The sequence below is a fragment of the Streptomyces sp. NPDC001100 genome (assembly GCF_053598575.1).
Genome location: NZ_JBSFKO010000014.1, coordinates 11,919 through 28,044 on the forward strand (window position 1 = coordinate 11,919; position 16,126 = coordinate 28,044).

Sequence of the window (16,126 nt, forward strand, 5' to 3'; positions counted from 1 at the left end):
CCGTGCCACACGGCGAAGCAGGACAGCCGGGCCCGCTGGATGTGCGCGTGGAGCAGCTCGACGGCCCGAGCGACCTGCGGGGAGACCGCCTCCTCAGCAATTGCCGGGAACTCGCCCCTTGCTGAGCATGCGTCTCACACCGCGCTTCGCCCCAGTCGCCCGGCGATTGCAGCCGCGCTTCGGGAGCACGAGATGACCGGCTCAACAGCCTCGTCCCCCGGATCAAAACGAAGATCAAGGGCGAGGCCGTCGCCCTGGACCTCGAACACAAGGAGTCACCCAGCCACTTTGCCCCACGAGGGCTGACCCTCGCCGTCGGGGGCTCGGGGAAGGCGTAGCTGGAAGCATGCTCCGAGCGTGCGTGGGGTGAGGGTGAGGGTGCCTCGGTGGCGGTGGGCGAGGTCGCGGGCGATGGCGAGGCCCAGGCCGGTGCCGCCGTGGTCGCGGGAGCGGGCGTCGTCGAGCCGGACGAAGCGTTCGAAGATGCGCTCGGCGTCCTCGGTGGGTACGCCCGGTCCGTCGTCGTGCACGGTGAGGACGATCCAGTCGTCCTCGTTTCGGATGGTGATCTGGATGCGGTGTACGGCGTGGCGGGCGGCGTTGTCGACAAGGTTGCGCAGCAGTCGTTCGTATTCGTCGGGGTTTCCGTGTACGGGTGCGGGAACGGTGCTGTCGCAGGTGAGGGTCAACGGTCGTTCGGTGAGGGGGTATTGCTCGGTCAGCTGAGAGGCGAGGGCTGTCAGGTCGACGGTTTCGGGACGGGTCGTGGGGGTGCGGGTGTCGAGGCGGGCGAGGAGCAGCAGGTCTTCGGCGAGGGCCTGAAGGCGGCGAGTCTGTCGTGCGGCGGTGGTGGCCGCGGCGGGCCAGTCGGTGCGCTCTGGGTAGGCGAGCGCGACTTCCAGGCTGGCCAGCAGTGTGGTGAGGGGGCTGCGTAGTTCGTGGGCGGCGTCCGCGACGAAGCGGCGTTGTTGGGCGGCGGCGTTGTCGAGGCGTTGGAGGGTGGTGTTGATGGTGGTGGCCAGGGCGGTGATCTCGTGTCCCGTGGCGGGGACGGTGACGCGTTCGCGGGGATGGCTCGCGGTGACCGAGGCGGTGAGGACGCGGATGGCCTCGACCGGCCGCAGCGCGATGCGGACGGCGAAGTAGGTGACGGCGGCGATCAGTACGAGGCTGACGAGCCCGGCCCGCAGCAGCAGCAGGTCGGTGGTCTTGGCCATTGCCTCGGCCGTGTGCGGGAGCACCACCACATAGACCCGCAGGTCGGCGTCGGCGGCGACGCCCAGAGCGGCGGCTTTGCCACTGCTGAGTTGATCGGCGCCGATATCGGCGAACATGACCGTGTAGGTCCTGCCGGCCATATCGGATCTGTCCCCGGTGGGGTTGTCGCGCACCGGGATACGGCGGGGAACGATGGTCAGGAGTCCGGGCTCCCTGGCCTCCGACGGGGCGGGCAGCACATGGCGGGTGCCGGGATCGAGGGCTTCCATGCCTCCGCCGTAGGCGACAGCGGCACGTCGGCCGGTCGCGACGACCTCGTACGGCACCGCGTTTCTGTGAACGGGAACCACGCCCCCGTTCAGCTGATCCACGAGAGCCCAGAGCTGTTCCTCGGCCTGTCCTTCGGTGATCTGCGTGCCCTGGTGGTAGACGTCACCGTGCATCCACCAACCGATGCCGACCAGGACGACGGCGGCGGTCGAGGCGGCGGCCAGGGCCGCGCGGGCTCGTACCGAACGCGGCCACCAGCGGCGCCGTGGCTCAGTCGCGTTCACGGTCGTCCACCAGCCGGTATCCGGTACCCCGTACGGTCTGCAGGGACTGCCGGCCGAACGCGGCGTCCACCTTTTTGCGCAGTGCGCTCACGCGCGCCTCCACCAGGTTGGGATCCAGCGCCTCGTCGGGCCACGCGTGGTAGAGCAGGTCCGATTTGGAGACCGCCTGGCCCGCCCGGCGGGCCAGCAGCTCAAGGACGGCGAACTCCCGGGGGGTGAGGTCCACCCGGGCCCCGGCCCGGCGGCAGACCCGGCCGGCGACGTCCAACGAGAGGTCGCCCACGGCAAGGACGGGTGGGGCGACCGCGGCGGCTCGTCTGACCAGGGCCCGCAGCCGTGCGACGAGCACCATGTAGGAGAAGGGTTTGGCCAGGTAGTCGTCGGCCCCCGTGTCCAGGGCCTCGGCCTGGTCCCAGTCCCCGTCCTTGGCGGTGAGTACCAGGATGGGCGTCGCGTTGCCCTCCCGGCGCAACTGGGCGCAGACCTTGTAGCCGTTGAGTCCGGGCAGCATCAAGTCCAGTACCACCAGGGCGTATTCACCGGTCCGGGCCATCCACAGCCCCTGCCGGCCGTCATGGGCGAGGTCGACGCTGTAGCCCTCGGCGGTCAGACCGGTGTGCAGGGTGTGGGCAAGGTCGACCTCGTCTTCGACCACCAGGATGCGCATGCGGTGCAGCCTCGCACAGCGTCGGCCCGCCTTCCTGATCGGCCGGTCAGGTTGGATCAGCATCCGGTCAACGAGGTCCGGGCACGCTGGCGGAGCTTCTTCGCCGCTGCTGAAAGGCCTTGTCGCCGATGTCCGTTGATGAACGTACCCCCGCCGTGGCCAGGACGGTTGCCCCTCCCGTACCGGCCCGTCGACAGTCACCGGGCCCGGCCAAATCCGTTGTCGTCGTCGCGCCCTTGGCGCTGAGCATCGCTCTGGGGCTCTGGGGTATCCGCAGGAAGAACACCATGTGGGGGGACGAGGCCGTCACCTGTCAGCTCGCGCACCGCGATCTTTCGCAGATATGGCTCACCGCCCAGCACGTCGATCTGGTCCATGCCCTCTACTACGCCGTGATGCATGAGATCTTCGGCCTCTTCGGCGGAGGGCTGCTGACGTTACGGCTGCCATCCGTGCTGGCAATGTCCCTGACGGCGAGCGGAGTCGGGCTTCTGGGGCTACGCCTGGCGGGACCCCGCGCCGGACTGCTGGCCGGGCTGGTCTTCGCGCTCCTTCCCCAGGTACAGAAGTACGCGCAGGAAGGCCGCTCCTATGCCATGGTCTGTGCCCTGGTCACCTGGGCCACCTATGCGCTCGTGGCCGGCGTCCCGCATCGCGCCCGGTGGCGGTGGGCGGTCTACGGCTCCACCATGCTGCTGGCCTGCCTGCTCCACGAGTTCGCGGTCCTCGCCCTGGTCGCACACGGCGTCACACTGGCCGTCTCCCGTGCTCCACGACCGGTACTGAGGGCGTGGAGTGCGACCGCCGCGTGCGTCGTTGCCGGGCTGTTGCCGCTGGCGATCCGCAGCGCGGGGCAGTCGGGACAGCTGTCCTGGATCGACGGACCTGTGCGGCTTCCCGGATTCCTGGCCACGGCGGTCGTGGGCGTGGCGTGTGCCCTGGCACCCCTGGGGGCCAGAGGGCCCGTGCGGCTCTCCGCGCTGGCTGTACCGCTGGTCGTGCTCCCGGGCCTTCTGCTGCTGATCGCCTCACTGGTCAAGCCCGTTTTCGTCGACCGGTATGTGCTCTACAGCAGTACCGGAATCGCCTTGCTGCTGGGTGCCTGGGTGGACTCCTTCCACCGGCGCCGGCGGTCTTCCCGCTACGTGTGGATCGCGGCGGTTGCCGTACTGGCCGCGCTCGTCCCGACGAGCATTTCGCTGAGGACGCCCCAGAGCCGGAGCAATGACGTCACCGCCATCGGCGCCGCCGTACGCAAGGACGGCCGTCCCGGCGACGGGCTGCTCTATCTCTCCGACCAGTACCGGGCCTGGACCGCGGCCGACCCCGCAGACACCCGTTTCCTGACAGATCTCGCCCTGGCACAGGACCCCGTTTCGTCGGACACGCTTGCAGGTGTCGAGCTTCCCGCCCAGGAAATAGCGGCACGCATGCTGGAATTCGACCGGATCATCGCGGTCCGCGATCCGGCGGGTGCGCACTCTCCGACCGACCCGCGGGAGGAAGCGAAAACAAGCACCCTGCGACGCCACTTCCGCGAGTACGGAACAAGCCACGTCAACGGGGCCCGAGTCACCGTCTACGTCCGAGACCACGCCCCGTCTCCAAAGGCGGACCTCGGCCCAACAGCCCGGGAGCGAACGGTGGGGCGATGAGGTGACCGCTGCTGGTGCCGGCCGACACCCGCCTCCTCACGCGGGTGGCAGCGTCGTCCTGACCGACGGATCGTTGACGCCCGCCCAGCGCCGCACCGGCCACCCGATGAGACGTCACTGGCCGGCCAAGCACGAACGGCACGGGCTGCCCGTCATCGCCCTGGCCGATGCCAGGGGCGGCTGACGCGGACGTAGAAGATCGGCGCCAGCAGCACGGCGGACCACCTGCGCATCAGCAACGGTGCGGTCGGCCAGGAGGGCCCGGCCCACTCGCCCGACAGCAAGCGACCGTGGCTCGGCCAGGCAGGCGGCTGCACCAAGTCCACCGTCAATGCCGACGGCACCCTCGCGAGCCCCACCGCCGTCCCGATCGCGGCCGACAGCGCCCAAGCAGGCAATGGTGGGCACGGCCGTCTTCTCCGCCGACGGCTCCATCGTGCACTCCGCGGTCAGCGGCCAGAACAAGGTGGTCGCCATCAACACGGCGACCGGAACCATCAAGCAGACATGGGCAGTTGGCACCGCCCCGCGCGGAATCGCCCTGGTCGGCGGCACGTTGTACGTCAGCAACGAGGGCGGCCGCCCGGCGAGGCCCGGCGACACCCCATCAACTCCTGGGGCACCGAGGTCCCGGCCAACCCCAAGACGGGCGCCAGCACCACCGGGACGGTCAGCGTCATCGACACCGCCGACAACAGCGTGTCGGTCATCGACACCCGCAAGGGCAAGGTCGTCCAGACCACCGCCACCCAGCCGTGGCCCGAGGCGTCCGTCGGCTACGAGCCGAACGCGGTGACGCTCACCGACGACGGCCGACTGCTCGTCACGCTCGGTCGCGCCAACGCGGTCACCGTCTACCGCCGCAACCCCCCACAGCAGCACGCCCGTTACGTCGGCCGGATCGGCGATCCCCTGGGCCGGGCACTGCAACACGCCTGGCAGTACGGGGTTCTGGCCGCCCGCCGGGGCGTCGTCAGCGCGCTGTCGGGAGCGGGCGTACCACCCTCTACCGGTGCTTTGCCACCCACTCCAGCGCGCTGGGGGACGCCGTCCGCCGACACCGCCTCGCCCACAACCCCGCCAGCCCACCGGCCCTGCGCAGGCCGCCCGCACCGGAACGCCGGATCTGGACCGCAAACGAGGCAGCCCGGTTCCTGCAGTACAGCCACGAAGCCGACCCCGACATGGCCGACCTGTTCGAGTTCCTCATCGGCACCGGCCTGCGCAAGGGCGAGGCCCTCGGCCTGCACTGGGACGACATCCACCTGAGCGAACGCGTCCTCTACGTACGCTGCACACTCTCCGCCATCGACAACAACCAGCCCGTCATCACCACACCCAAGACCCGCTCCAGCACAAACTGGGTGGCCATCTCACCCCGCGTCGCCGCCGCCCTCCAACACCGGGCCCGCTCAACGGCCCGCGCCCACAGCAACCCGAGTGCCCCCTTCACGGGACTGGTCTTCTGCAGGCCCGACGGACGGCCGCTGCGGCCCAGCGCTGTTCTGGCCCGGCTCCGGCAACTCTCCGAGGTAGCCGGTGTTCCCCGGGTGACCGTTCCCGACCTGCGGCACCTGGCCGCCACCCTCACCATCGCCGCCGGCGTCCCCCTCACCGTCGTCTCCAAGACTCTGCGCCACTCCACCCTGTCCACCACGGCCAACATCTACAGCCCCCTCACCCGGCAGGCAGCCCGCGAAGCCGTCGACACCATCGAGCACACCCTCACCCGGGCCGAGCAGAAGAACCACCGGCAGGCCCGGCTGAAGGCACCGCGATCACCGCGCGACCCCCACATCCAACGACTCCGCGAATCCCTCAAGCGGCTCCGCTTCCCCGCCCCGCCCGGCTCCCGAACCACCGCGAACCGGCCCGGAACCCGGCCTGCGACCACACTGCGACCACCAGCCCTCCAGGAACGCGAAAAGCCGCCCTCCCCCAAAGGAGAGAACGGCCTCCGACCTGCGTCAACGCTGGTCGGGACGACAGGATTTGAACCTGCGACCCCTTGACCCCCAGTCAAGTGCGCTACCAAGCTGCGCCACGTCCCGGTGCGCTTTCCTGCGGTGAACCGCGTGATCGCGCGAACAGCAGCCTACCCCACGCCCGGGGGTGCGCCGAAGCGGTGCCGGGCGCGGGACAATCGTCGTATGAGCGACACATCCTCGGCCGGTGCGGACGGTACGAACGACCTGCGGGACCGGGACGGTACGGGGCGGGCGCGCAACGCCCGGCCCCGGGACGGGCTCGGGCGGCCGCTGCCGTACGGCGCGGACGGTGTGGCACGGCAGCCCGAGGGCGTGGTGCGGACGCCGGAGGAGACCGTCGTCGAGGCGCAGGCGCTGCTCGACGAGGGGAAGCCGTTCCACGCGCACGAGGTGTTCGAGGACGCCTGGAAGTCGGGGCCGAACGAGGAGCGTGCCCTGTGGCGCGGGCTCGCCCAGCTCGCGGTGGGGCTCACGCACGCGGCCCGGGGGAACATCACCGGCGGCGCCCGGCTACTGCGGCGAGGGGCCGGCGGCGTGGCGGAGTGGGCGTCCCTGACCGGGCGGCGACGGCCGTACGGGATGGATCTCGCGGGGGTCGCCGCGTGGGCTCGGGGGCTCGCGGACGACGTGGAGCGGGGCGGCGGGAACGTGGACGCGCGGGCTCGGGCGCCCCGGCTGCGGGGAGCGTCGTAGCCGGTCGGTGCCGGTGCTGCGCGGGACGTCGTAGCCGGTCGGTGCAGGTGCGGTGCACGGACTGTCAGTGGCGTGGGGCAGACTCGGAGGCGTGCGAAAGATTCATGTCATCGGTATCGGCGCGGGCGACCCCGAGCAGCTGACCCTGCAAGCGGTCAGGGCGCTGCGGAGCACGGACGTGTTCTTCCTTCTCGACAAGGGCGAGGTGAAGTCCGATCTCACGGGGCTTCGCCGGGACATGCTCGACGCACACATACCGGAGGGGACGTACCGCCTGGTCGAGGCGCGCGACCCGGAGCGGGACCGGAAGGCCGGAGGTGCCGCGTACTCCCCGGCGGTCGGGGACTGGCGCAGCGCCCGCGCGGACATCTACGAGCGGCTGATCACCGAGGAGTTGGGCGAGGACGAGAGCGGCGCGTTCCTGGTGTGGGGGGATCCCTCGCTGTACGACAGCACGCTCGGCATCCTGGAGGAGATTCTGGAGCGGGGCGCGGTGGCGTTCGAGTACGACGTGGTGCCCGGCATCAGCAGTGTCTCGGCACTCGTGGCGCGGCACCGCACGGGGCTGAACCGGGTGGCCCGGCCGGTGCAGATCACCACGGGCCGGCGGCTGTCCGAGGGGTTCCCGGAGGGGGTGGACGACGTGGTCGTGATGCTCGACGCGCACCAGACCTTCCGGCAGTACGCCGACCAGGACATCGACATCTACTGGGGCGCCTACATCGGCACTCCGGACGAGATCCTCGCCTCCGGGCCGATAGCCGAGGCCGCCCCGCGTATCGAGCGGCTGCGCGCGGAGGCCCGTGAGCGCAAGGGCTGGATCATGGACACGTATCTGCTGCGCCGGCACCCGGCGGCGGAGTAGCGCGCGGGCAGCACCCGAGCGGACTCGCCCACTGTGCAGGGAGGGTCCATCGGTGTGAAGGTGACCTCGTGACAGTCGCCGAGGAAACCGCGCTGCCCTCCGCACAGCAGCCCCCTGTACTGGACTCGCGCCGCCGCAACGTCGTCTTCGTGACGATCGTGCTCGGCATGCTGCTCGCGGCCCTCGACCAGACCATCGTGGGCACGGCCCTGCCGACGATCGTGTCGGACCTGGGCGGTGCCGCGCACATGTCGTGGGTGGTCACCGCCTATCTGCTGGCGGAGACCGTGGCGACCGTGCTGGTCGGCAAGTTCGGCGACCTGTTCGGCCGCAAGGTGGTCTTCCAGGTCTCGGCGATCGTGTTCATCACGGGCTCGTTCCTGTGCGGTCTCGCCACCAACATGACGCTGCTGATCGCCTGGCGGGCCGTGCAGGGCATCGGCGCGGGCGGGCTGATGGTGACGGCGATGGCGCTGATCGCCGATGTCATCCCGCTGCGGGAACGCGGCAAGTACCAGGGCGCGATCGGCGCGGTGTTCGGCGTGGCCACGGTCATCGGACCGCTGCTGGGCGGTCTGTTCACCGACCATCTGACCTGGCGCTGGGCGTTCTACGTCAACGTGCCGATCGCGATCGTCGTCGTCATCGCGGCGGCCCGCACCATTCCGGTGGTCAAGTCGGCGGTGCGGCCCGTCATCGACTATCTGGGCATCGCGCTGGTCGCGGTCGGCGCGAGCTCCCTGATCCTGGCCACGAGTTGGGGCGGCAACGAGTACGCGTGGGGTTCGGCGACCATCATCGGCCTGTTCGTCGGCGGCGCGATCGCGCTCGGCCTGTTCTGCTGGGTGGAGACGCGGGCCGAGCAACCCATGCTGCCCATGCGGCTGTTCGGCAACCCGGTGTTCGCGGTCTGTTCGATCCTCAGCTTCATCGTCGGCTTCGCGATGCTCGGCGCGCTCACGTATCTGCCGACCTATCTCCAGTACGTCGACGGCGACTCGGCCACGATCTCCGGTGTGCGGACGCTGCCCATGGTGATCGGGCTGCTGATCGCGTCCGTCTTCAGCGGCAACGTGGTGAGCAAGACCGGCCAGTACCGGCTGTTCCCGATCATCGGCTCCGCGGTGATGGGCGTCGGGCTGTATCTGATGTCCCTCATGGGCCCGGGCACCGGTGCGTTCCTGGAATCGGTGTACATGTTCGTGCTCGGCACCGGCATCGGGCTGTGCATGCAGGTGCTGACGATCGCCGTGCAGAACACCGTCGAGTACACCGACCTGGGCACCGCGACCTCCGGCGTCACCTTCTTCCGTACGCTGGGCAGTTCCTTCGGCACCGCCGTCTTCGGCACGATCTACGCCAACACCCTGGGGCCCAGCCTCAAGGACGGGATCGTCTCCGCCACGAAGGCGAGTGCGCTGAACCCGGCCGTCATCACCAAGGCGGCGACCAGTCCCGAGGGCCTGCACAGGCTGCCGCACGCCGCCGCCGCGCCGATCATCAACGCGTACGCCGACACCATCCAGACGGTGTTCCGGTGGACGGTCCCGGTCGCGGTGATCGGTTTCGTCGTGGCCCTGTTCCTCAAGCAGGTCGAGCTGCGCGACAGCGCCCGGATGGGCTCCACAGACATGGGCGAGGGCTTCGCGTCACCGCACGGCGCGGACTCGCAACGGCTCCTCGAAGCGGCCGTCGGCAAGGTCATCGGCAGCACGGACCTCGACACCGCCCGGCGGATCATCACGGACTCCGACACCCGGCTGGACATCGCCGGCGCCTGGGCCGTGATGCAGGTGGAACTGTTCGGCCGGATGGTCGGCCACGCGAGCCTCGGCCTGATCGCCGCCCGCCGGCACTTGCCCCCGGAGGTGCTCCTCCCGGTCTTCGACCGCATGGTCGAGGAGGGCTATCTAACCCGCACCGGCTCCCTCCTCTCCCACACCCCGGCGGGAGAACGCGAGGCCGAGATCATCGGCAGGGCATGGGGCAACTGGCTGGAGGCCCGGGTCCAGCAGGACATCGGCCGCCCCTCCAACGCCGACCTGCGCGCCGCCGTCGACACCATCGCCAAGCGCCTCCTGGTGGAGGACCTGAGCTCCGGACTCCCGCAGCGCCCGGCGGAGTTGGCGGAGAGTTCCACCTCCTGAAAACCGGGTGCCGGACGAGCGGGACGGTGGTCATACTCTCGGCATGTCCCCGGCTCCCGTGCGCTTCCGCGACCCGCGAGCCACGCTCGCCGACTTCGCGTCGTCGATGCTGGTCGGGTGCCCGCGCTGCGAACGGAGCGCCCACTTCGAGTGGCGCCCGTGCACCCCGCCGGACGCCAAAGGGAAGAGGTATCCGCACGCCCGCCTGGTCTGCCGGTCCTGCGGCCTGTGCCGGATCGACACGGGTCCCTCCGACCGCCCCCGGCCGGCCCTGTGGCTGCGGACCGGGACCAGGCACGGGGAGCTGTGGGCGTACAACCTCCGGCATCTGGACCTGATCAGGCGGTTCGTCGCCGCCGACCTGCGCGAACGCGCGCCCTGGTACGACACCGGGCAGAAGATGACGCTGGTCGCCCGACTCCCCGCCTGGATGAAGAGCGCCAAGAACCGGGACGAGGTGTTGCGCGCGGTGGACCGTCTCCGGGCCACGGTCATCACCCCGGGCTGAACTCCAGCCGCCCCAGCCACTCCAACCCCCCGGCGACATCGGGCACCGCTCGCACACCCTCCGGCAACGGCGGCCGTCGTACGACCACCACCGGGACGCCCGCCTCCCGCGCGGCCGTGAGTTTGGCCGCCGTCGCCGCTCCCCCGCTGTCCTTCGTCACGAGCACGTCGATCCGGTGCTCACGGAGCAGCGCCGCCTCGTCGGCCAGGGTGAAGGGTCCGCGTGCCAGCAGCACCTCGACGTCCGGCGGCATCGGGGGCTCGGGCGACTCCACCGACCGTACGACGAAGTGCAGTTGGGACAGGTGGGCGAAGGCGGCGAGGCCGAGACGGCCGGTGGTGAGGAGGATGCGGCGGCCGAGGCCGGGCAGCATGTCGGCGGCCTCGGGCAGTGAGGCGACCGGGTGCCAGCGGTCTCCGGGGAGCGGCCGCCAGCCGGGCCTGCGCAGGACCACGACGGGCAGCCCGGTGTCCGTCGCGGCCCGTGTCGCGTTCGCGGTGATCGACTCGGCGAAGGGGTGTGTGGCGTCGACAACCGCGTCCACGCGCTGCTCCCGCAGCCACTCGGCCAGCCCTTCGGCACCGCCGAACCCGCCGACCCGTACCTCCCCGGCCAGCGCCCCCGGCCGCGACACCCGCCCGGCGAGCGAAGTCGTCACCCGGACCTCGGGACGCCGTACCGCCAGCTCGGTGGCCAGCTCGCGTGCCTCGGTGGTGCCGCCGAGGATCAGGATGTGCGGGGGCATGGCGGCGAGCCTACGAGGCCGTGCCGCGGGTTCCGGGCACCGGGTGTCGCGCCGCAGGCAGGGGGCGGTGGAACTCGGTCGTCTATGGGCACGCCCATGGGCAGGTTCCGCCGTTGTCGGGCCAGTAAGCGGCAGTTGGGCCCGGAGGGTGCGGGAATGCGCTGGTATTGCCCGGATCACCGTCAGAATCCACGCGGTTGGGGCAGAGATGGACGACACGATCACGGCGGCGCCGACGAGCGGTCCGGAAGCGGTAGAGGAAAGGTTTCGGGCTCTGCTGGAGTCGGCGCCGGACGCGATGGTCATCGTGGACGACACCGGCACCATCAAACTCGTCAACGCCCAGACCGAGTCCCTCTTCGGCTACCGACGCGAAGAACTCCTCGAACGCCCCGTCGAAATACTCATCCCCGGCCGCTTCCGCGCCCACCACGCCGTCCACCGCAACGGATACATCAGCACCCAACAAGTCCGCCCCATGGGCGCAGGCCTCGAACTCCACGGCCTCCGCAAGGACGGCAGCGAATTCCCCGTCGAAATCAGCCTCAGCCCCCTGGAGACCACCGACGGCCTCCTCGTCTCCGCCGCCGTCCGCGACGTCAGCGAACGAAAGGCCGCCGAGGAGAGGTTCCGGAGTCTGCTGGAGTCGGCGCCGGACGCGATGGTCATCGTGGACGACACCGGCACCATCAAACTCGTCAACGCCCAGACCGAGTCCCTCTTCGGCTACCGACGCGAAGAACTCCTCGAACGCCCCGTCGAAATACTCATCCCCGGCCGCTTCCGCGCCCACCACGCCGTCCACCGCAACGGATACATCAGCACCCAACAAGTCCGCCCCATGGGCGCAGGCCTCGAACTCCACGGCCTCCGCAAGGACGGCAGCGAATTCCCCGTCGAAATCAGCCTCAGCCCCCTGGAGACCACCGACGGCCTCCTCGTCTCCGCCGCCGTCCGCGACGTCAGCGAACGAAAGGCCGCCGAGGCCCGCATCAACGAACTCGCCGCGCTGGTCGAGTCCTCGCAGGACGCGATCCTCGCCAAGACCCTGGACGGTCGCGTCACCTACTGGAACGCCGCCGCGCAGCGGCTCTACGAGTACACGGCCGAGGAAGTGATCGGCCGGCACGTGTCGATGCTGGCGTCGCCGGAGCGCGAGGAGGAGATCGCCCTGCTGATGAAGCGCCTGAGCCAGGGCGAGAAGATCGAGCACTTCGAGACCCTCCGGGTAACCAGGGCCGGCACGCTGCTCGACGTGGACGTCACGCTGTGGCCCACCCGCGACACCCGGGGCAGGGTGGTCGGTGCGTGTGCCATCGTCCGCGACATCAGTGACCGCAAACGTGCCGAGGCCGAGCTGAAGATCCTGTACGAGCAGCAGCGGCACATCGCCCTCACCCTGCAGCGCAGTCTGATGGGCACTCCGCCGGCCATTCCCGGTCTGGCCGCCGCCAGCCGCTACCTGCCCGCCACCCAGGGGGCGGGGGTGGGCGGCGACTGGTTCGACATCATCCCGCTCGGGGCGGGCCGGGTCGGCGTCCTCATCGGTGACGTCATGGGCCGTGGCCTCGAAGCGGCCGCCGTGATGGGGCAGTTGCGCTCCGCGGCCCACGCTCTGGCCAAGACCGGGATGCAGCCCCGTCAGCTCATGCAGGCACTGGACGCGGTCGTGGCCGACCTCGACCTGCCCGACCAACTGGTCACCTGCTGCTACGTCGTGATCGCGCCGGACGCGGGTTCCGTGACCACCTGCTCGGCAGGCCATCTACCCACCCTGGTCGCGGGCACCGACGGCCGCGCCCACCGACTGGACGCCCCGGTGAACGCGCCGCTCGGCGTGGGCGACGTCCTCTACCAGCAGTCCAGCACGGAGATCCCGCCCGGCGCGACACTGGTTCTGTACACCGACGGTCTGGTGGAGACTCCCGGCAGCGACATCGAGTACCAGATCGACGAGCTGGCCGAGGTCCTCGGCGCCGCCTTCACCGCCACCCCCGAGCTGGAGTCCGCCACCGACCGCGTGCTGACGGCCATGCTGCCCGACGCCGAGGGTCACAATGACGACGTCACCCTGCTGCTGGCCCGACTTCCCGGTGCGCCCCTGAAGACCGTCGGGCTGGAGCTGCCGGCCACGGCCCGCGCCGCGACCGAGGGCCGCTCCTTCGTCGTCGACACCCTCACCGCCTGGAACTGCGCCCACCGGGCGGACGACGCGCGACTCCTGGTCTCCGAGATTCTCACCAACGCGTTCCGGCATGCGCAGGGGCCTCTCGGCCTCCAACTGCGCCGTACCGCCGACGAGCTCGCCGTCGAGATCAGCGACTGCAGCCCGCACCTGCCGCAGCCACGGCCGGCGGCGGAGGACGACGAGTCCGGCCGGGGCCTCATCCTGGTCGACGCCCTCGCCGACGGCTGGGGTGTCCGCCCCACCGACCAGGGCAAGACGACCTGGTTCACCCTCCGGCTGTGACGCGCCCGCCGTCAGCGCAGGAGCAGTTGGAGTCCGCCGATGATCGTCGCCGCGATCACCAGTTGCTCGAACAGTCGCTGGTTGATGCGGTTCACGGCCCATCTGCCGATCAGCGCGCCCGGCACGACGAAGGCCGCGAGTGCCGCGTCGAGCAGCAGCGAGTGGCCGTCGATCAGGCCGAGGCCGACGCTGAAGGGCACCTTGGTCACGTTGACGATCAGGAAGAAGAAGGCCGAGGTGCCGAGGAAACCGAGCTTCCGGAACCCCGCGGAGAGCAGATACATCGACATGACCGGGCCGCCCGCGTTGGCGACCATCGTGGTGAAACCGCCGAGCACCCCGTAGGAGCGGGCCTTCACCCGCCCGGACCTGGTGGCCACCGAGTCCGGTTCGTCGTCGGCCTCCGTCTTGCGGCGGCGCCAGAGGGTGACCCCGGCCATGAGCAGCAGGATCGCGCCGATCGACGTCCGTACGACCGCGTCGTCGGCCCACACCAGGAACAGGGTCCCGATCACGACTCCCGCCGCGACCGCCGGGAACAGTCGCCACAGGGTGGGCCAGTGGGCGTGCCGACGGTAGGTGAGGACGGCGAGCACGTCCCCGACGATCAGGATCGGGAGCAGTACGCCGGTGGAGGCGCGGGCGGGCAGGACGGCCGCGAAGATCGCCAGGCTGACCGTGTTGGCCCCGCTCACGGCGGTCTTGGAGAAGCCGACGAGCAGGGCCGCGGCGGCGAGTGCGGCGAATTCCCAGCCGGATATGTGCCAGAGCGTCATCGTGTTCATGCGAGGACCGATCGTATGTCCTTACATCTGCCCGCGTAAGGAGTGTCTCGCCAGGTGGCCCCTGCCACTGCCGCGCACCGGCGGATCATGGCGTCCGCCCGGCGGTGCTAGTTTCTGGCTGTGGCCGACACCCGTGAGCATGTCCTCCCCGGTACCCGGAGCACGATCACCGCACGCGAGTGGCCGCACGAGCGCCCGCGGTGCGTCGCCCTCGTCGCGCACGGCTACGGCGAACACATCGGCCGGTACGCCGGGTTGGCCGCCGTACTGGTGGCGCACGGCGCCGCCGTCCTCGGGCCCGACCACCAGGGTCACGGTGAGTCGGGCGGCGAGCGGGTGCTGATCGAGGACTTCGAGGACGTGGTCACGGACCTGCACTCCGTCGCCGACCTGGCCCGCGCCACCTACCCGGGCGTCCGCCTCGTCCTGATCGGCCACTCCATGGGCGGCCTGATCGCGTCCCGGTTCGCACAGCGCCACGGCGACGAGCTCTCCGCGCTGGTGCTGTCCGGGCCGGTGATCGGTGCCTGGGAGCTGCCGGGCCGGCTGCTCGCCCTCGACGAGATCCCGGACGTCCCGATCAACCCGGCCGCGCTCTCCCGTGACCCGGAGGTCGGTGCGGCCTACGCCGCGGATCCGCTGGTGTGGCACGGTCCAATGAAGCGGCCGACGCTGGAGGCATTCGCCCGCACCCTGAGGACCGTCGCCGACGCGGGCGACATCGGCCGACTGCCGCTGCTGTGGCTGCACGGCGGCGACGACCGGCTCGTACCGCTGCCCGGCAGTCGCGTGGGCGTCGAGCGGCTGAGCGGTGGGGAGTTGACCGAGCACGTCTATCCGGGCGCCCGGCACGAGGTGTTCCACGAGACGAACCGGGCCGAGGTCTTCGCGGACCTGATCCGTTTCCTGGACGGCCTGTCGATCGGCCGCACCGGGTCGGCATGACCGTGCCAAACTCCTCGGACACCCCGTCGGGTGTCGTCGTGAACCAGAGTCGAGCAGAGGAGCCTCGCGTGACCGGGACAGAACCAGCCGGCCGGCGGATCGACACGTCGAAGCCGCATCCGGCCCGGGTGTACGACTGGTTCCTCGGCGGCAAGGACAACTACCCGGTCGACGAGGAACTGGGCCGTCACATCACGGCACTTGACCCGGGCGCCCCGCGCACCGCGCGGGCCAACCGCTGGTTCATGCAGCGGGCGACGCGACTGCTGGTCCGGCAGTCGGGCATCCGGCAGTTCCTGGATGTCGGCACCGGCATACCGACCGCGCCCAACCTCCACCAAATCGCCCAGTCCACCGCGCCGGACGCGCGGATCGTGTACGTCGACAACGACCCGATCGTCCTCGCCCACGCGGCGGCGCTGCTGCGCGGCACGCCCGAGGGTGCGACGGAGTACCTCCAGGCCGACGCCCGCGAACCGCTCACGATCCTCGAACAGGCCGCCCGCGTCCTGGACTTCGACCGCCCCGTCGCCCTCTCGCTCATCGCCCTGCTGCACTTCGTCGCGGACAAGGACGGCGCCCACGAACTGGTCGACACCCTGATCGGCGCGCTGGCGCCGGGGAGTTGTCTGGTGCTGTCCGCGATGACCGCCGACTTCGAGCGGGAGAAGGTGGAACGAGGCATCGCCGCCTACGCGGCGGGCGGGGTGACCCTGGTGGCCCGCTCACACGCCGAAGTGAGCGGTTTCTTCAAGGGACTTGAGCCGCTCGAACCGGGGATCGTGTCCGTGGCCGACTGGCATCCGGAACTCGCGGAGGGCGAGACACCGCTCGGCGAGGGACCGATCTCGCTGTACGGAGGGATCGGTTTCAAGGTCTGACGAAG

13 protein-coding genes, 1 tRNA gene and 1 pseudogene are annotated in these 16,126 nt (G+C 70.5%); 10 read left to right on the forward strand and 5 right to left on the reverse strand.

From position 1 onward, the window contains the following. Nucleotides 1-275 precede the first annotated feature (275 nt). The gene (locus ACWDEW_RS21335) at nucleotides 276-1,772 is read right to left on the reverse strand and encodes a sensor histidine kinase (RefSeq protein ID WP_450514535.1); all 1,497 of its coding nucleotides are present in this window, start codon (nucleotides 1,770-1,772) and stop codon (nucleotides 276-278) included. Beyond that, nucleotides 1,759-2,439, reverse strand: a complete 681-nt coding sequence (locus tag ACWDEW_RS21340) for a response regulator transcription factor (protein WP_450514536.1) — start codon at nucleotides 2,437-2,439, stop codon at nucleotides 1,759-1,761. Before ACWDEW_RS21340 ends, ACWDEW_RS21335 begins: the two co-directional genes overlap by 14 nt. A gap of 287 nt (nucleotides 2,440-2,726) precedes the next feature. Between ACWDEW_RS21340 and ACWDEW_RS21345 the strand changes: the two genes are divergently transcribed. The 3 genes and pseudogenes from ACWDEW_RS21345 (at nucleotide 2,727) to ACWDEW_RS21355 (ending at nucleotide 6,106) form a co-directional block, all read left to right on the forward strand. After that, nucleotides 2,727-4,094 (forward strand): glycosyltransferase family 39 protein, encoded by a 1,368-nt coding sequence (locus tag ACWDEW_RS21345; RefSeq protein WP_450514537.1) that lies wholly within the window; start codon nucleotides 2,727-2,729, stop codon nucleotides 4,092-4,094. Between the two features lie 195 nt (nucleotides 4,095-4,289). After that, nucleotides 4,290-4,991 (forward strand): annotated as a pseudogene (locus ACWDEW_RS21350) (YncE family protein); the annotation flags it as partial. A 287-nt stretch (nucleotides 4,992-5,278) separates the two neighbouring features. Continuing rightward, complete coding sequence (locus ACWDEW_RS21355) at nucleotides 5,279-6,106, forward strand: tyrosine-type recombinase/integrase (RefSeq protein ID WP_450514538.1); 828 nt, start codon at nucleotides 5,279-5,281, stop codon at nucleotides 6,104-6,106. On the opposite strand, the gene ACWDEW_RS21360 is transcribed toward ACWDEW_RS21355, so the two are convergent. Further along, a tRNA-Pro gene (locus ACWDEW_RS21360) sits at nucleotides 6,069-6,145 on the reverse strand. The two genes, ACWDEW_RS21355 and ACWDEW_RS21360, sit on opposite strands and share 38 nt — an antisense overlap. Nucleotides 6,146-6,244: 99 nt before the next feature. On the opposite strand from ACWDEW_RS21360, the gene ACWDEW_RS21365 reads away from it, so the two are divergent. The 4 genes from ACWDEW_RS21365 to ACWDEW_RS21380 all read left to right on the forward strand — a co-directional run bounded on the left by ACWDEW_RS21365 (nucleotide 6,245) and on the right by ACWDEW_RS21380 (nucleotide 10,295). Next, entirely contained in the window at nucleotides 6,245-6,775 is a 531-nt protein-coding gene (locus ACWDEW_RS21365) for a DUF309 domain-containing protein (RefSeq protein ID WP_450514539.1), read from the forward strand. Between the two features lie 91 nt (nucleotides 6,776-6,866). Next, complete coding sequence (gene cobF / locus ACWDEW_RS21370) at nucleotides 6,867-7,640, forward strand: precorrin-6A synthase (deacetylating) (protein WP_019070850.1); 774 nt, start codon at nucleotides 6,867-6,869, stop codon at nucleotides 7,638-7,640. Nucleotides 7,641-7,708: 68 nt separating this feature from the next. Beyond that, nucleotides 7,709-9,787 carry an MDR family MFS transporter gene (locus tag ACWDEW_RS21375; protein ID WP_450514540.1) on the forward strand — a complete coding sequence of 693 codons (2,079 nt, stop codon included), beginning with the start codon at nucleotides 7,709-7,711 and terminating at the stop codon, nucleotides 9,785-9,787. Between the two features lie 43 nt (nucleotides 9,788-9,830). Then, complete coding sequence (locus ACWDEW_RS21380; protein ID WP_450514541.1) at nucleotides 9,831-10,295, forward strand: hypothetical protein; 465 nt, start codon at nucleotides 9,831-9,833, stop codon at nucleotides 10,293-10,295. On the opposite strand, the gene ACWDEW_RS21385 is transcribed toward ACWDEW_RS21380, so the two are convergent. Beyond that, complete coding sequence (locus tag ACWDEW_RS21385) at nucleotides 10,282-11,040, reverse strand: cobalt-precorrin-6A reductase (protein WP_450514542.1); 759 nt, start codon at nucleotides 11,038-11,040, stop codon at nucleotides 10,282-10,284. The genes ACWDEW_RS21380 and ACWDEW_RS21385 overlap by 14 nt on opposite strands. Nucleotides 11,041-11,248: 208 nt before the next feature. Here ACWDEW_RS21385 and ACWDEW_RS21390 point away from each other — a divergent pair, with 208 nt between their 5' ends. After that, nucleotides 11,249-13,510, forward strand: a complete 2,262-nt coding sequence (locus tag ACWDEW_RS21390; RefSeq protein WP_450514543.1) for a SpoIIE family protein phosphatase — start codon at nucleotides 11,249-11,251, stop codon at nucleotides 13,508-13,510. An 11-nt stretch (nucleotides 13,511-13,521) separates the two neighbouring features. Here ACWDEW_RS21390 and ACWDEW_RS21395 read toward each other — a convergent pair whose 3' ends face one another. Continuing rightward, on the reverse strand, nucleotides 13,522-14,295 hold the full coding sequence (locus ACWDEW_RS21395; protein ID WP_450514544.1) for a sulfite exporter TauE/SafE family protein: 774 nt from the start codon (nucleotides 14,293-14,295) through the stop codon (nucleotides 13,522-13,524). A 120-nt stretch (nucleotides 14,296-14,415) separates the two neighbouring features. On the opposite strand from ACWDEW_RS21395, the gene ACWDEW_RS21400 reads away from it, so the two are divergent. Together ACWDEW_RS21400 and ACWDEW_RS21405 are read left to right on the forward strand one after the other, a co-directional pair. Then, nucleotides 14,416-15,240, forward strand: coding sequence for an alpha/beta hydrolase (locus tag ACWDEW_RS21400; protein ID WP_450514545.1), 825 nt, complete (start codon nucleotides 14,416-14,418; stop codon nucleotides 15,238-15,240). Nucleotides 15,241-15,308: 68 nt separating this feature from the next. After that, nucleotides 15,309-16,121 carry an SAM-dependent methyltransferase gene (locus ACWDEW_RS21405; RefSeq protein ID WP_450514546.1) on the forward strand — a complete coding sequence of 271 codons (813 nt, stop codon included), beginning with the start codon at nucleotides 15,309-15,311 and terminating at the stop codon, nucleotides 16,119-16,121. Nucleotides 16,122-16,126: the final 5 nt, after the last annotated feature.

Excerpts from the sequence above, each read along its gene's own strand:
- ACWDEW_RS21380 (WP_450514541.1), top strand. The coding sequence starts at position 9,831 with ATGTCCCCGGCTCCCGTGCGCTTCCGCGACCCGCGAGCCACGCTCGCC.
- ACWDEW_RS21385 (WP_450514542.1), bottom strand. The coding sequence starts at position 11,040 with ATGCCCCCGCACATCCTGATCCTCGGCGGCACCACCGAGGCACGCGAG.
- ACWDEW_RS21345 (WP_450514537.1), top strand. The coding sequence starts at position 2,727 with ATGTGGGGGGACGAGGCCGTCACCTGTCAGCTCGCGCACCGCGATCTT.
- ACWDEW_RS21355 (WP_450514538.1), top strand. The coding sequence starts at position 5,279 with ATGGCCGACCTGTTCGAGTTCCTCATCGGCACCGGCCTGCGCAAGGGC.
- ACWDEW_RS21390 (WP_450514543.1), top strand. The coding sequence starts at position 11,249 with ATGGACGACACGATCACGGCGGCGCCGACGAGCGGTCCGGAAGCGGTA.
- ACWDEW_RS21365 (WP_450514539.1), top strand. The coding sequence starts at position 6,245 with ATGAGCGACACATCCTCGGCCGGTGCGGACGGTACGAACGACCTGCGG.
- ACWDEW_RS21395 (WP_450514544.1), bottom strand. The coding sequence starts at position 14,295 with ATGAACACGATGACGCTCTGGCACATATCCGGCTGGGAATTCGCCGCA.
- ACWDEW_RS21340 (WP_450514536.1), bottom strand. The coding sequence starts at position 2,439 with ATGCGCATCCTGGTGGTCGAAGACGAGGTCGACCTTGCCCACACCCTG.